The 15,508-nt window shown below is 43.2% G+C and carries 13 protein-coding genes and 1 riboswitch; of the genes, 4 read left to right on the top strand and 9 right to left on the bottom strand.

Features of this window, described 5'->3' with window-relative positions:
• Positions 1-43 precede the first annotated feature (43 nt).
• Positions 44-466, top strand: coding sequence for a pyridoxamine 5'-phosphate oxidase family protein (locus LOR49_RS11005; protein ID WP_240376751.1), 423 nt, complete (start codon positions 44-46; stop codon positions 464-466).
• A 99-nt stretch (positions 467-565) separates the two neighbouring features.
• On the opposite strand, the gene LOR49_RS11000 is transcribed toward LOR49_RS11005, so the two are convergent.
• The 6 genes from LOR49_RS11000 to acsA all read right to left on the bottom strand — a co-directional run bounded on the left by LOR49_RS11000 (position 566) and on the right by acsA (position 7,145).
• Positions 566-1,066, bottom strand: a complete 501-nt coding sequence (locus tag LOR49_RS11000) for a TspO/MBR family protein (RefSeq protein ID WP_240376750.1) — start codon at positions 1,064-1,066, stop codon at positions 566-568.
• A gap of 75 nt (positions 1,067-1,141) precedes the next feature.
• Positions 1,142-2,869 carry a methyl-accepting chemotaxis protein gene (locus LOR49_RS10995; protein ID WP_240376749.1) on the bottom strand — a complete coding sequence of 576 codons (1,728 nt, stop codon included), beginning with the start codon at positions 2,867-2,869 and terminating at the stop codon, positions 1,142-1,144.
• Between the two features lie 48 nt (positions 2,870-2,917).
• Positions 2,918-3,002: riboswitch (cyclic di-GMP riboswitch) on the bottom strand.
• 133 nt (positions 3,003-3,135) lie between these two features.
• Positions 3,136-3,498 (bottom strand): PilZ domain-containing protein, encoded by a 363-nt coding sequence (locus LOR49_RS10990; RefSeq protein WP_240376748.1) that lies wholly within the window; start codon positions 3,496-3,498, stop codon positions 3,136-3,138.
• A gap of 73 nt (positions 3,499-3,571) precedes the next feature.
• The gene (locus LOR49_RS10985; RefSeq protein ID WP_240376747.1) at positions 3,572-4,600 is read right to left on the bottom strand and encodes an NADH:flavin oxidoreductase/NADH oxidase; all 1,029 of its coding nucleotides are present in this window, start codon (positions 4,598-4,600) and stop codon (positions 3,572-3,574) included.
• A 43-nt stretch (positions 4,601-4,643) separates the two neighbouring features.
• The gene (locus LOR49_RS10980) at positions 4,644-5,267 is read right to left on the bottom strand and encodes a protein kinase family protein (RefSeq protein ID WP_240376746.1); all 624 of its coding nucleotides are present in this window, start codon (positions 5,265-5,267) and stop codon (positions 4,644-4,646) included.
• A 156-nt stretch (positions 5,268-5,423) separates the two neighbouring features.
• Positions 5,424-7,145, bottom strand: coding sequence for an acetate--CoA ligase (gene acsA / locus LOR49_RS10975; protein ID WP_240376745.1), 1,722 nt, complete (start codon positions 7,143-7,145; stop codon positions 5,424-5,426).
• Positions 7,146-7,420: 275 nt separating this feature from the next.
• Between acsA and htpG the strand changes: the two genes are divergently transcribed.
• Complete coding sequence (gene htpG / locus LOR49_RS10970) at positions 7,421-9,301, top strand: molecular chaperone HtpG (RefSeq protein ID WP_240376744.1); 1,881 nt, start codon at positions 7,421-7,423, stop codon at positions 9,299-9,301.
• A 78-nt stretch (positions 9,302-9,379) separates the two neighbouring features.
• Here htpG and LOR49_RS10965 read toward each other — a convergent pair whose 3' ends face one another.
• Positions 9,380-10,552, bottom strand: coding sequence for a TraB/GumN family protein (locus LOR49_RS10965; RefSeq protein WP_240376743.1), 1,173 nt, complete (start codon positions 10,550-10,552; stop codon positions 9,380-9,382).
• 173 nt (positions 10,553-10,725) lie between these two features.
• On the opposite strand from LOR49_RS10965, the gene LOR49_RS10960 reads away from it, so the two are divergent.
• On the top strand, positions 10,726-11,049 hold the full coding sequence (locus tag LOR49_RS10960; RefSeq protein WP_240376742.1) for a hypothetical protein: 324 nt from the start codon (positions 10,726-10,728) through the stop codon (positions 11,047-11,049).
• Between the two features lie 25 nt (positions 11,050-11,074).
• Here LOR49_RS10960 and LOR49_RS10955 read toward each other — a convergent pair whose 3' ends face one another.
• Positions 11,075-12,580, bottom strand: a complete 1,506-nt coding sequence (locus LOR49_RS10955; RefSeq protein WP_240376741.1) for a nicotinate phosphoribosyltransferase — start codon at positions 12,578-12,580, stop codon at positions 11,075-11,077.
• A 201-nt stretch (positions 12,581-12,781) separates the two neighbouring features.
• Here LOR49_RS10955 and LOR49_RS10950 point away from each other — a divergent pair, with 201 nt between their 5' ends.
• Positions 12,782-15,043 (top strand): heavy metal translocating P-type ATPase, encoded by a 2,262-nt coding sequence (locus tag LOR49_RS10950; protein ID WP_240376740.1) that lies wholly within the window; start codon positions 12,782-12,784, stop codon positions 15,041-15,043.
• Between the two features lie 39 nt (positions 15,044-15,082).
• Here the strand turns inward: LOR49_RS10950 and LOR49_RS10945 are convergent, their stop codons facing one another.
• Positions 15,083-15,451, bottom strand: coding sequence for a DUF2512 family protein (locus LOR49_RS10945; RefSeq protein WP_240376739.1), 369 nt, complete (start codon positions 15,449-15,451; stop codon positions 15,083-15,085).
• Positions 15,452-15,508 lie beyond the last annotated feature (57 nt).

Here is a 15,508-nt window from a genome sequence, read left to right as displayed (position 1 = left end):
GTGGAATACTAGTGGTTAACAGCCTTATAAGGAGTGAATATTAGTGGAACAAAAACAAATTAAAAAGAATATCGAAAACATATTAGAGAATAGTCATGTCGGGACAATGGCAACAGTGAATAATGATAAACCGCACTCTAGGTATATGACTTTTTTTCACGAAGGCTTGCAATTATATACGGTGACAGACAAGGAAACAGAGAAAATAGATGATATAAACGCTAATCCACATACACATATCTTGCTTGGATATGAAGGAGATGGATTCGGTGATGAGTATGTAGAGTATGAGGGAAAAGTATCGATCAATGAGTCAGAAGAAATGAAAGAAAAGTTGTGGAATAAAAATATGGAAGAATGGTTTGACGGACCAGAAGACCCCAACTATCTCGTATTAGAAATCGAACCAACCCAAATCAGCTTGTTAAACAAGAAAGGAACAGAACCCCAAATATTGGAAATGTAACAAGTTGGTCTTTCCCATGAGAAAGGGAGGGACTTTTTTAATTGGCGATGACGATAGACCATCGCTTCGCTTAAAAACCATCCCTCTTTTCTCTATCCCTCATGAAATTGATTTATTTAATTTCCAGAAAGAATAGTTAAGACCTAATGCAAAAGTTACCCAACCAATATAAGGTATCATTAGCGTTCCCGCGACACGATCCTTCTTATAAAACACATACGTAGTAATCATTATCATACCAAGAAGTGCAGTCATTTCCATAAGTGCCGTGCCACGAAGATTCCATTTGAAAAACAGGAAGGACCACATGTAGTTTAGCCCCAGTTGTAATTCATACAACGGAATAGAATCAATAGTTGTTTGTTTTTCGGTCTCACTTATCCGATATTTCGCAAGCCCCATCAATCCATAAAGAGTTGTCCATGCAACAGGAAACACTGCAGCCGGAGGTGAAAAAGATGGTTGCTCTAACCTTTTAAATTTTTCCTGAGCCTTTCGGTTAGCAAGCCACCCAGTAATCGAACCTCCTATAATTGGAGCAAGCACATGAAAAATAAGACGTTTTTTGTTCACGCGCCCGTTAACCTTTATTAGTTCCATTTTCCGTTACCTCCTTATTATGCTTATACTGTTCCCCAAAGAGCAATAAAAAAACAGGAGGCAAGCAGATTTCCCTTATAGCTCTTGCTCTAATTTCGTCAATAGCTCCACCACTTGCTGGGAAGCCTTGTCTAAGTAGTCATAAGCTTCTTGTGCACCATTCAAATCGCCGTCACTATACCGTTCCACCGCTTCATTTGCGTAATGATGGACCGCTTTATGCGGTTCTTCAATTTGTTTAAATGTGTTCTTCTCTCTTACTTTGGCTGGAAGGTCACTGTAATACCACTTTCCGAACCGGCAGGATTCATGGGAGGTAACTTCTTCCGGATCAATTGTGCCGATTCCAATAATCATGTTGTATACTTTCCATTTCCAATGCAGGTGATCTGTTTTCGCCACTTTCACAATGTCTTTGTTATTGAAGGCCACATTGATATGAAAGAAGGTCTGACGGTGTTCATCCATTTGCTGACTTAAATTAAATACCAGCCGGCCCGTCTGCTTCGCGATTTCTTGAGTGTCACTGCTCAGATCATAAATCACCGTATTGCGTTGGGCGATGTCCATTACCGTTGACGTCTGTTCCTCACTCATTGCTGCAATCTGCGAAATGGATTCATTAATTTCTTTCATCGTTGTTACGATATTAGTAAGCGCGCTTCCTGCATACTCCGAACCAGTCACACTTTGTTCCACCCACTCACCCGTTTGCTGAATTTGTTCTGTCACTTCATGAGACACTTGCTGCAATGACTCCATACTCGAAGTAATCTGAGTGATTTGCTCCTGCGTGTGTTCTGACAAACTCCTCACCTCCGAGGCAACTACCGCAAAGCCTCTTCCATGTTCCCCGGCTCTTGCTGCTTCAATACTTGCATTAAGGGCGAGTAGATTCGTTTGATCCGCAATTCCTTTAATAATCTCAATCACGTTTTGGGTATGTTCAATCTCTTTATCAAGCGCATTTACCCGATCGACGACCTGCTCGTAGACGCCGCCTACTTTTTTAATATCATCAAGCGCTTTATCAATGACTTCCTTGCTTTGTTCTGCCGACTCAACAGCATCTCCTGTTCCTTCTGAAACTTTGACAGCATAATCTGCGACTTCATTAATGGAGGCACTCATTTCCTCAGTAGCTGCAGACACACTATGAGTCTCTTCAATCTGCGCATCCATTCCGACAAGTAACTTTTTCGTCGTATCAAGCTGCGTCGTATGGTCTAACATTTCCGAGATACCGAAGAGGAAGGACTTGAATGTATCTTCCATGTACACTTCGACGATGAGCTGCTGGTCAAAAGCAGCTAATTTTTGTACCGCCAAAACTGCAGCCATCATATCATCCGGTTTATGGTGCAGTTTTTCCATTAAAATTGTTGTCATCATCTGCAGCAGTAAATGGTGGGCTGAAATAAAATGCTCTGCTGTCAAATGAATACGGCTATGTACTTCGCCGACAACAATTCTTGTCTTTATGTATTCTTTGTTCACATCTGCTTCTAGAAATTGGTCCAAGTACCTTTCCATCGTCTTCCGTAAGCGCTCTACTGTAGAATGATCTTCTATGATGCCTCGTAGATGATCAACAGCCGTAATATTATCATAAAAATGGTTGACGATCTCCTTTTTGAACGGCGTAAGCACTTGTGCCGCTTCCCGGACGTGCTGAAGCGTCTCTTCGTCTATTCCCAAGAATACTAGCCGTTCTTTTGCCCGCTCCCCAACTTGGATGTTCGTGGTGCCTGAAAATTCTAAATGTGCATTCCATGGTCGCGTTTTTTTCGTAAAAATACTCACTTTATCCCCACCCCTGTCATATAGTTTACAAAACAACCGACCCCTCTACAAACAAAGGGTCGGTTGCACTACTAGCTCCCAGTTATTCCAAGTGCCCACATCCAAATAACTGTTCACAGCTCCCATATTTTAATAAAATTAGCTTCTTCCTTTATTATCGGCAAGGTGAGCGTAATCTTTTGAGAAACTTTTTTTACAACACAAAACACCGGTTGCGACACACAGCCGGTGTTTGTCAATAGTTCCTGCGGAGGGAGAATCCCGCTTCACTTTTGAGATTTATGGTGATGGACATACTGTTTAAGTTCTGTGAACAACTGCCGGTCTGAGTATGTATCCGGGTTCAGTTTAACTCCGTAGGTAAACCGTTGATAACTACCTTTTTTCCAGACTAACTCCCCAATAGCGCTCACCGGATTTTTATCTAGAACAAACTCCAACAATAGTTCGGTGCCGTCCGCAGGCAAATTCAAGGGGGAGACAACTTTCGCTCCTTTTAAACTCATATCGATAATATGAAGCTTGCCTGTCTTATGTTCGACATCTTGTCCTTTCAGTTTTAGGATCGTAAAGGAAGCTGAAAGCGGCTCTTGAAACGTAACGCGGAACCCTTCATCCCGTCTATACATGCGATCACCTGCTATCTTTTTTCCAACATATTGTCGCTATCAATCCGAACTGAACACGTAAACAAACGTTTATTTAATTGGAAAAGCCCATCCTGTACTGTTTGGGGAAAGCAGTTTCTTTGTTTAGTGTTGCTGCAGCTTCCAATGACCAATAGGGATTACGAAGCATTCCTCTTCCGATGATCACCAAGTCAGCTTCCTCATTCCCTATGACGGCATTGGCCAGAACTGGATCTTCCAAACGACCGACTGCGGCAACGGGTGTGTCAGCATCTCTCCTTATTTCTCTTGCAAACGGAACTTGGTACCCTGCATGGCTTCCAGGCTTACCGCCGCCTCTTATTGGCCCTTCTCCTCCTGAACTTACATCAAAAAGGTCCACTCCTGCTTCTTTAAACGCCTTAACAAACGACTTACTATAATCAAGGTGATATCCGCCCTCCACATACTCTTTTGCAGAGATACGCATGAACAATGGCATATCAGCCGGCATTTCCTGTTTAGCCGCTTGGATGACTTCTTTTCCAAATCTTGTTAGATCTACTCCATATTCGTCTTTTCGTTTGTTAGTATAAGGGGACGTAAATTGGTGGATTAAATAGCCGTGTGCCCCGTGCAGTTCCACGACGTCAACACCCGCTTGCACTGCTCTTCTCACTCCCAACCGATATTTTTCCACCATTTCCTTTACTTCTTCCGTTTCCAAAGCACGTGGTGTTTTAAGCTTTTCATCAAAGGCAATCGCAGATGGCGCAACTGGAACTTCTGCGTCTTCTGCTTTTCGGCCTGCATGAGCAATTTGAATACCTATTTTTGCGCCGTGTTCATGCACCTCGTCTACAATTTTGGCAAACGCTTCAATGTGATCGTCAGACCAAATGCCGAGATCCCTGTTTGTGATACGGCCGTCTGGTTCCACGTCCGTCATTTCCACCATTATTAGCCCGGCGCCCCCTACCGCACGTGACACATAATGCTGCAGGTGCCAATTGTTAGGAGCTCCGTCTTCCGCCGTAACCGAATACTGACACATCGGCGACATCATAATTCTATTTTTCAGTTCAAGACCTTTCAGTTGAAAAGGTGAAAAAAGATGTGGCATTTTCCTCTTCCTTTCATAATTTATGTTCGGTGTACAGCCTGTTCTAGGTAATAGTAAAAAATGTAGTAAACCATCTTTTTTTATAGAGTACAGCGATAAAGTTTAATAAAAAAGCCGGCAACTTCCGCGGACAATAACGTTTTTTATAAACATGATTGAATGCTTTTTTTAAATCATCCCACTGGGTGCACCGTTTCGACTGTCTATAACGCGCAACATCGATGACCTTAATCTGTCCTTCTAGTGTAACAATTATGTTACGCAGATGGATATCCGAAGGGTTTAAACCTTTCTTTCGGGCCATCTGCAAAGCACGATCAATTTCCTCTACATTTTCTTCCGAAACAGGTATTCCCCGCTGTAAACATTCAAACAACGTATATCCTTCTACAAAATCAATGACTAAATAATTGCCTCCTGCATCATATAGGGATGGAAACCACCTCAACCCTGTCAACTTACGGTATACATCCGCTTCTTCTAACGCCATATACTCCAACCCTGGGAAGAAGACCTTTAACACTTTATTGGAGTTAGTAATTCTAAACACATAAGCACTGCGTCCCCTCCCAATAAGTTCCAGACTTTCTTCCTTCTCTAGCAGAACTGCTTGTGACGCTGAACGTTTCATACGGACACTTGCCGCAAGCTCTTGATAGCCTTTCACCAGCAGTAAACTCCCTTCCCATTCTATCGCTTTATTTCTCTATCATATTATATTCTATACTTCTTTCTAAATAATTTGCTTGACCAGTATAGCAACCCCCTGCATCAAACAAGAAGGTCCCACTCATTGACTGAATGGGACTTGGATATGTTCTGTTTATTCTTCCATCGTGGACAAGTCGCCGGTTGGAAGGCCGAGCTCCCATGCTTTCAAGACGCGGCGCATAATCTTCCCAGAGCGTGTTTTTGGAATAGAGCTTCGTACCTCAAACTGTCGCGGTGCTGCATGTGCAGCCAGCTTTGTTTTGACATGTTGACGAATTTCCTCGAGCAATTCTTCACTTTCCTCATATCCGTCACGCAATGTGATAAACGCTTTTATCACTTCTCCGCGAACGGAATCCGGCACCCCGATCACGCCTGCTTCGGCAACAGCCGGATGCTCGACCAGCTTGCTCTCCACTTCAAATGGTCCGACTCGTTCTCCAGATGTATTAATGACATCATCGACCCGGCCTTCAAACCAAAAATAGCCATCGTCATCTTTATAAGCCGTATCACCCGAAATAAACCAGCCATTTAAAAAATACTGTTCATAGCGCTCGGGATTATTCCAAATTGTCCGGACCATCGCCGGCCATTTCGGTTTAATTGCAAGGTTACCCATCCGCCGTGGCGGCAATTCGTTCCCGTTATCATCAATAATTGTCACTTCAATACCCGGGAGCGGCTTCCCCATGGAACCTGGACGAATTGGGTTGCAGCGGAAATTGGCACACGTGGAGGCACCGGTCTCTGTCATCCACCAGTTGTCATGAATTCGTAAATTCAATACATCCGTTCCCCAACGGATCACTTCCGGGTTTAGTGGTTCACCTGCTGACAGCAAATGCCTCAACTTCGAAATGTCATACTTTTTCGGGAGCTCATCGCCACTGCTCATTAGGAGACGAAAAGCAGTTGGCGCACTGAACCACACGGTTACGTTATGCTTTTCCAATGTATGAAACCATTCCTCCGCATTGAAACGTCCTCCACGCACTACGTTCGTTACCCCATTTAACCACGGTGACCACATCCCTGCTGATGTTCCTGTCACCCAGCCCGGATCAGCCGTACACCAATAAACGTCATCTTCTCGCAAGTCATAGACCCATTTTCCCGCTACATATTGATGTAGCATCGCATCGTGAACTTGGAGAACACCTTTTGGTTTTCCGGTCGACCCTGACGTATAAATCAATAGCATGCCGTCCTCCCGGTCTACCCACTCCATCGTATATTCAGAGGAACTTTCGATTAAATCATTATATAAAAGTTGATTGTCTTTTGTTTTTTTATCAGCCCCTGCTAAAATTACATATTGCAGGTCGGGAAGCTCTTCATCCGGGACACGCTCAAGCAGTTCAGGTGTTGTTACAACTGCTTTTGCTCCGCTGTCCTTTAGGCGCTCTTTTACCGCACCCTCCATAAACGCTTCGAACATCGGACCGGCAATAGCCCCAATTCTCAGAATACCGAGCATCGCAATATACAACTCCGGACTGCGGGGCATAAAGATAAACACACGGTCTCCTTTTTCAATTCCTTGGGCACGTAATCCATTCGCAAAACGGCATGTGAGCGTTTTCAAGTCTGCATAGGTAAACGTTTCTTCACGCGAGCTATCCGTATAAATAAACGCGATCTTGTTCCCTCTTCCTTCATCCACATGACGATCAATCGCTTCGTGCACCATATTTACTTTCCCTGTTTGTGACCATGTGAAATACTTTTCAATGTCTTTCCAATCCATCGTTTCAACGGCTCTTTCATAATTCTGAAGGTTTGCGGTCTGATCCATTCCTTTAATTTCATTGCTATCTAACGAACTGCCCATTTATGAAGCCTCCTTAGTAACAATGTTGGTGAAAAAACCAGTCTCCAAATATATTGTACGTCACTTTGAATCTTTTCGAAATGCTTTAGTCAAAAAATTAAGAAATATTATTATCATACGAAGTTTACTGCTTTGCTTTCCCCAGATTACCTCCAAGTTCAGCCATTGACATAGAAAAAGCAATCTGTAAAATAATAGGAGAAGTATTTAGCACTCTAGTCATGTGAGTGCTAATATAAATAACAATAAAAACAAATGTGGAAGGAGATACAAAAATGGCGGTAAAAGAGTTTCAAGCGGAATCCAAACGGTTACTGGAAATGATGATTAACTCCATTTACTCGCAGAAGGAGATTTTTCTGAGAGAATTAATATCCAATGCAAGCGATGCCATCGATAAGCTTTATTACAAGGCACTGACCGATGATTCCCTTTCATTTCATCAAGACAGCTATTACATAAAAGTAACGGCAGATAAGAAAAACCGGGAACTTACGATAACGGACACTGGTATAGGGATGACCGAGGAAGAACTGGAAGCAAATCTTGGGACGATTGCAAAAAGCGGATCCCTAGCTTTCAAAAATGAAAATGAAATGAAAGACGGCCATGATATTATCGGCCAATTCGGGGTCGGTTTTTACTCCGCGTTTATGGTGGCCGATACCGTGACTGTTTACACGAAATCAGTTAACAGCAACCAAGCTTTTAAATGGGAATCCAACGGTTTAGATGGCTTTACGATTGAGCCGACTGATAAGAATACCGTTGGAACCGAAGTGGTGATCAAGCTCCGTGCAAACACGGAGGAAGAGAATTACGATGAGTTTTTAGAAGAATATCGTTTGAAGTCGATTATTAAGAAATACTCTGATTTCATCCGCTACCCGATTAAAATGGATGTGACTGTTCAGAAACCAGAAGATGATGACAAAGAAGAACTTGCTGAAGTCACCGAGGAACAGACCATTAACAGTATGGTTCCTATTTGGCGGAAAAATAAGAACGAGTTAACGAAAGAAGACTATGAAGCGTTTTATGCCGAAAAGCATTACGGTTTTGATAAACCGTTACAGCATATTCATTTAAGTGTAGATGGCGCGGTCCGTTATCAAGCTGTGCTGTTCATCCCCGAACAGACTCCTTTTGATTATTACACAAAGGAATACGAAAAAGGACTTGAGCTTTATTCTAATAGTGTGCTTATTATGGAAAAGTGCCCGGACCTGCTCCCTGATTATTTCGGCTTCGTCAAAGGGATGGTCGACTCAGAAGATTTATCGCTTAACATATCAAGAGAGATGCTGCAGCATGATCGGCAGCTTCAGCTTATTGCCAAAAATATTAAAAACAAAATCAAAGGCCAGTTAAAGGACCTATTGAAAAACGATCGAGAGAAGTATGAAACGTTTTATCAAGCTTTCGGACGCCAATTAAAGTTCGGAGTGCAGATGGATTTCGGCGCACATAAAAAGGATCTTGAGGATTTACTTCTCTTTTACTCGTCGAAAGAAAAGAAAATGGTAACACTTGCGGAATACGTAGAGAGAATGCCGGAAGAACAGCCGTACATCTATTATGCGACCGGAGAATCTTACAGCCGTATTGAGAAAATGCCGCAAACGGAAATGGTGCTCGATAAAGGGTATGAAATTCTTTACTTCACAGAGGACATCGACGAATTCGCAATTAAAACGTTAATGTCCTATCAAGACAAAGAGTTCAAGTCCGTATCGAGTGGGGATTTGGGGATTGAAAGCGAGGATGATGAGAAGGAGGAAAAAGCCGAAGAAGAACAGAACCAAGAACTGTTCGCCGCAATGAAAGAGATCTTAGCCGGCAAAGTCAAAGATGTCCGGGCCTCCAAACGTTTAAGAAGTCACCCCGTCTGTTTAACAGCAGAAGGCGAAATATCGATAGAAATGGAAAAAGTATTAAAATCCATGCCGGATAATCAAGATATCCAAGCCGAAAAAGTTTTAGAAATCAACACAGACCATGATGTCTATCAGTCCCTAAAAGATAACTTTAACAAAGACAAAGATAAATTAACGCTCTATACAAACCTCTTATACAATCAAGCCCTGCTCATTGAAGGGTTGTCTGTAGAAGATCCAGTCGCATTCACGGACGATATATGCAAAATAATGGTGTAGCAGCTTACGCACGCCACCCTATGAACAGCTTCAAAAAACAGCGGAGATCCTCTCTCCGCTGTTTTTTGTCTCTATCTATTATAGATTCTCAAGAAACAGGCGTACGACATCAGCCCCACCTATCACGGTACCCAACGTACTTCCGAGATTAGCTAACACGACGATAAGCAGTATCCGTGTTACTCTGTTTCTCCAAAAACCTTTCAGACTAAAAACATCCTCATTAAGGACTTCAAAATCCCTAACGTGGGGCCGGCGGATCAGGGCTTGGACAATACCTGCAAACCACCCTGCTGCTATGAAAGGATTTAAGGAAGTGATGGGAGCTGCTACAAAAGCGGACAAAATGGTAAGCGGATGGCCGAAAGCTACTGCTGCCCCAAGTGCCGAGAAGGAGCCATTCCATAACACCCAACTAATTGTTTGCTGTATACCTGCTGATGGATTAGCGACAAAGGTATAGACGATAAGCGCTATGATCAGGATCGGGATCGCCCAGCCAATAATGGCAGGCACTTTCGACTTAGGAGGCCGTTTCGTTAGTTGTTTTAGATCATGTTCCTTTTGAATCTCTTCTGTAATGCCGGGTACGTGGGCCGCCCCGAGTACAGCAATTATCTTTTTCCCGGGAGCATGTTTGATTTTTTGCGATAAATACTGATCACGTTCATCAATTAGAGGTTTCTTTAGTTCCGGAAATGTCACCGTGAATTCATGGAGCATTGCATTTAGAGTATCTTGAGATTTCAGTTTTTCCAATTCTTCTTCCGATATGCTTTCGCTGCTGAAAATGCTCAAAATGATTCCCGACAGCAGCTTCATGCGTCCCCACAGCCCTACTCCGTTCCAAATACGGGAAAAAGTGATTTGGATATCTCTGTCGGCGAGTACAATCTCGGCTCCCGTGTCTTTTGCCGATTGTATTCCTTGAAGCATTTCTTCTCCTGCCTTGATCCCTAATTGTTTCGCGGCCCGTTTTTGAAAGGCGGAGACAGCAAGATTCATTAACAACAGGGTTGCTTTTTTCTCTTTTAGCACCTGGAAAATGTCCATGTTTTTCCACTTATCGTGGTCCATCATGGATTGGTACCGTTGCTCATCCAGTTCAATACATACCGAGTCCGGTTGTTCCCTTTCAATCATTTCCTTCACTTGTTCGGCACTTTTCCTGGACACGTGGGCGGTTCCAATTAAAATGATTTCCTTGCCGTTAACGTGAAGTCTCGTAATCGTCTCCTGTTCCTCAACCATACAATCATTCCTTCTTGATATTCGATTCTCATGGCCCTAATCTGGCTTGACACTGTATGAACACTTATTCTTCTACAATCCTTCAGTCCTCTAGAACAGATTTTTTGTCCTTCACTTGTTATTATAAATCATGGAGCATCTTAACAGTTTGTATGTTAAAAAGGAGAATGATGATGGATCAGAAGGATATGGAAGAAAAAATAATTAACAGCTACCAGCAGGATGAGCATATGATGATTCTTGTGTTTGCGCAGTGGTGTGTCAACCACAATCTCGATCCGCAAGCTCTTTATGTCCAGGCCTATCCAGATCAAGCAGCCAATCCTCCTCTCCAGCAAGCTTGTCAGTTGACTGTTCCTAAAGAGGAGGCCGGGGATATTCCTGACGACACCGTACTTGGTGTACTATCTTTATTCGGCAACGATGACCTGGCTCATATCGTCTCCCAGGAAATCGAGAAAAGGCATCAAAAAGAGAGCAAGAAGGACGGAAGATAATAGCCGTTCCTTCTTGATTACTCGTTTATCTTCTTCGGCGTCTCTCTTGCTGAGAGGAAGGGGCTTGTTTTTTCAATGCTTTTACTGCCTGCTTCACTTCCCTGATGTTCTCCATCTTATTATCCCAGCATGCCTGACTAAGATCTACCGGATATTCCTCTGGATTCAATGTCCGCAAGTATTCTTCCCATAGTAAGCCCAAGTTGTCCGCAGCGAAGTCTTGAATATTTTGCAACGGTGGAAGCTTGTAGACTAGCTGACCTTCTTTGAAAATCTCTCGATGTAGTTCAACCGCGTCAAAATCCGTAACAAACTTGCTTATGAAAGTATGTACAGGGTGAAACATTTTTAGCTGTTCTTCTTTTTGAGGTTCTTCTCCTTCAAGAGTAATGTAGTCCCCTTCCGATTTACCGTCTTTTCTATTTATGATACGGTACACCTTTTTTAACCCGGGTGTCGTTACCTTTTCTGGATTACCACTTATTTTAATCGTATCCGCCATTTTTCCGTTGTCATCTTCAATGGATACAATTTTATAAACTGCTCCAAGGGCTGGCTGATCAAAAGCCGTAATTAACTTTGTTCCAACTCCCCAAACATCAATCTGGGCGTCCTGCGCTTTCAAATTAATAATGGTTTCTTCGTCAAGATCATTAGAGGCGATTATCTCTGTTTCTGTAAAACCAGCCTCATCCAGCATTACTCTCGCTTCTTTGGAAAGGTAAGCAAGGTCTCCACTGTCCAAACGAATGCCTTTAAAGTTAATTTTATCACCAAGTTCTTTTGCCACTTTAATCGCTGTAGGCACCCCGGATTTCAATGTATCATACGTATCCACAAGGAAGACACAGTCACGGTGACACTCGGCATATTTATGAAAAGCTGTATATTCGTCCCGGTATACTTGAATCATCGCATGAGCGTGGGTGCCCGCGACAGGCATACCAAACATTTTTCCCGCTTTTACGTTAGATGTCGCCGCAAAACCTCCAATATAAGCAGCCCGCGCTCCCCAAATTGCCGCTTCCATCTCCTGTGCACGGCGACTACCAAAATCAATCGCCGTCTGTTTGCCGACTACTTGTTTGATACGTGAGGCTTTTGTCGCGATTAAGGTTTGATAGTTCACGATATTCAGGAGTGCCGTTTCGATTAATTGAAGCTCCGCAAGCGGTCCCTCCACCCGAAGCAACGGCTCATTTCCAAATACAAGTTCTCCTTCTCTCATCGACCGAAGTGTGCCGGTGAAGCGCAGATCCGCTAAATAATCGAGAAACTCCTCGTCGTATCCTAACTCATCACGCAAATAGGCGATGTCACCTTGCGTAAAACGCAGGTTGCAAAGAAAATCAACCACTTTCTCCAACCCTGCAAAGATCGCATAGCCATTATCGAAAGGCATATTGCGAAAGTAAAGCTCGAACACGGCTTTACGGTTATGTAATTGATCCGCCCAATAGGTCTGAATCATGTTTATCTGGTAAAGATCAGTATGTAGTGCTGAATAGTCGGCTTCATATTCTTGCCTCATCTCGATAACCTCCAACTTGTTTTACTAAGGCGGCTCCACCAATACATCTTATTTTAGCAAACTTTCATGTATTTACACTGTGATCTGTAAGAAGCGATGGGCTTATTATAACATTTTTTATAGGACAAGTACGTTCTATTAGGGACAGGCTCCTAATAGACTAGCCATAACAAGGTGGTTTTCAAAAGGGGGTTGAGATGAATGAACCAACAAACAATAGCATTAGAAATCACTGGGATGCATTGTGCAGCTTGTGCGGCCCGTATTGAAAAAGTAGTTTCTAAAATGGAAGGGGTTACCACGGTATCGGTAAATCTCGCTACAGAAAAAGGGCGAGTTACCTTCAACAAAAGCCAGACCAGCCTTGCTGATATTCTTAATAAAATACAAAAAATTGGCTTTCATGCAGCCCCCACCCCTTCTACAAAGGAATATGCAAGTGCACAAAAACAAAATGAAATCAGAAAGCTGCAATTATCATTTATTTGCGCTGCTCTGCTTTCTTTCCCTTTAATTTGGGCCATGTTTGCTCACTTTACATGGGCTTCCTTCATCACCGTTCCAGGACTGTTTACCAACCCATTGTTTCAACTGGTATTAGCTTTTCCGATCCAATTTTTTATTGGATTCCCTTTTTATAAGAGTGCGTGGTCTGCTCTAAAAAACAAGAGTGCCAACATGGATGTGTTAGTCGTTTTAAGTACATCAGCCGCCTTTTTCTATTCTCATTACCTCACCTTTTCGTCGATCAAAGATCCGCATCGTTTTTATTCGTTGGATTTGTTTTACGAAACAAGTGCCCTTATTATTACCTTTATTCTTTTAGGAAAAGTAATGGAAGCAAAAACTAAACGTAAGACAACCGAGTCGATGAAGAAGCTGTATCAACTTCAAACGAATACAGCGTCGCTATATGAAAGCGGCAAAGAACGGAAAGTTCCGATTACAAGCATCGTACCCGGAAATATCGTCCTCGTGAAACCAGGAGAGAAAATACCTATAGATGGGTACGTCATCGAAGGCAGCTCCACACTTGACGAATCCCTTCTAACCGGGGAAAGTTTCCCCGTTGCAAAAACGTATAGAGATCCGGTTTATGCAGGAACGTTGAATCATAACGGACTCTTGAAAGTAAAGGCGGTAACAAGCGACGCTGACACTGCGCTGTCACGAGTTATCCGCATTGTAGAAGATGCTCAGGCCTCAAAGGCACCAATACAGCGGATTGCCGATCAAATTACCGGATGGTTCGTCCCAATTGTAGTCCTTCTTGCAATGGTTACCTTTGCAGCTTGGTATACGGTTTGGGAACCTGGAGAGTTTCACGAAGCGTTGGAACATACCATTGCCGTTTTAATTATTGCTTGCCCTTGTGCACTTGGACTTGCCACCCCAACTTCTATCATGGTCGGTAGTGGACGAGCAGCCACGAGGGGGATTCTTTTTAAAGAAGGTCAGTTTATCGAAGTGTTAAATAAAAGTAATGTCGTTGTCCTGGATAAAACAGGCACCATCACAGAAGGTGAACCTCAAGTAACCAATGTATATGCTGAACATTACAGGGAAAGTGAATTTTTAAAGATAATTGCAGCAGCAGAAAAGGGGTCGAGTCACCCTTTAGCCCATGCGATTCTCACCAAAGCAGGCGAAAAAATTTTTACCTTACCGGAAGCCAGTCACGTTCTTTCCATGCCTGGTTACGGGATAAAAGCCTTTGTCAACGGCAAAAGCGTAATCGTTGCTAACGCACGGTATTTCCATAAACAAAAACTGCCCCTTCCCTCCCATGCCAGGGAACTGATTCGTCATTTGGAAAGGGAAGGCAAAACGGTGATGATCGCTACTTTCGACGATCGTTTTGCTGGAATTGTTGCAGTTTCTGATCAAGTAAAACCTGCCTCTCCCCCAGCGATCAATCGTTTACAGCAAATGGGACTAGAGGTTATCATGCTTACCGGCGACAACGAGGTGACAGCGGCCGCCATTGCGCAAAAGACCGGGATTAGACAAGTCGAGGCAAATAGAACGCCACAGGAAAAAGCAGCGTTGATTCAACAGCTGCAAAAGGCAGGAAGAAAAGTCGTCATGGTAGGAGACGGGATAAACGATGCGCCTGCTTTGACTACTGCCGACATCGGCATTGCCCTTGGTACTGGCGCCGACGTGGCTATGGAGGCTGCTGATGTTACCGTAATGAAAGGAGACTTAAACCGCGTGGTCGATGCCATCACAACCAGCCAGGCAACAACCACGAATATGAAACAGAATTTTGTATGGGCATTTCTTTATAACATGATCAGCATCCCCTTTGCTGCACTGGGTTTCCTGGCTCCTTGGCTTGCTGGAGCGGCCATGGCATGCAGCTCCGTATCCGTCGTAGTAAACTCTTTACGATTGCAAAAAATGAAGCTCTTTGAAGAAAACAAACTTTTTTCTGTTGAAAGAACAAAAAGACCTTCCTAAGAGATTTATTCCTTTCTCCAAGGAAGGTCTGACAGAGAATTACGTCAAAGCGCCACTTTCGTTGTTTTTAAAAATGGTCCGGGTCACATATTTGTGGAATAACCATTCACCTGCACCGATAGCAATAGATGCCAGGAAGGCTACCAGAAAAGACACTGGCTGGTTAAGGATAAGCGGCCCGACCAGCCATATGAGTAGCGTACACATGCCAATATCTAAAACGGTTGATAGCGTGTTATTGCTCAACCGTAAAATCAAAAGATCTCCAACGACATAAGCAACCGCCGTAATTATTAATGCCAGCCCCAACGTATTCCAGATGGCATAACCATTAAATAATGACAACACAATGCTAAGTGCAAAGAAAATGATCGTGGCTTTGAGGCTAAGAGCTGCAATGTGATTCATATTGTTCCTATCCCCTTTCTCTTTGCATTTTAGTGTGTGATAAAATGTAAAAAGTAT

This window comes from Bacillus piscicola (assembly GCF_022458745.1).
GTDB lineage: Bacteria > Bacillota > Bacilli > Bacillales > Marinococcaceae > Alteribacillus_A > Alteribacillus_A piscicola.
This window is presented reverse-complemented; position numbering and strand designations above follow the sequence as displayed.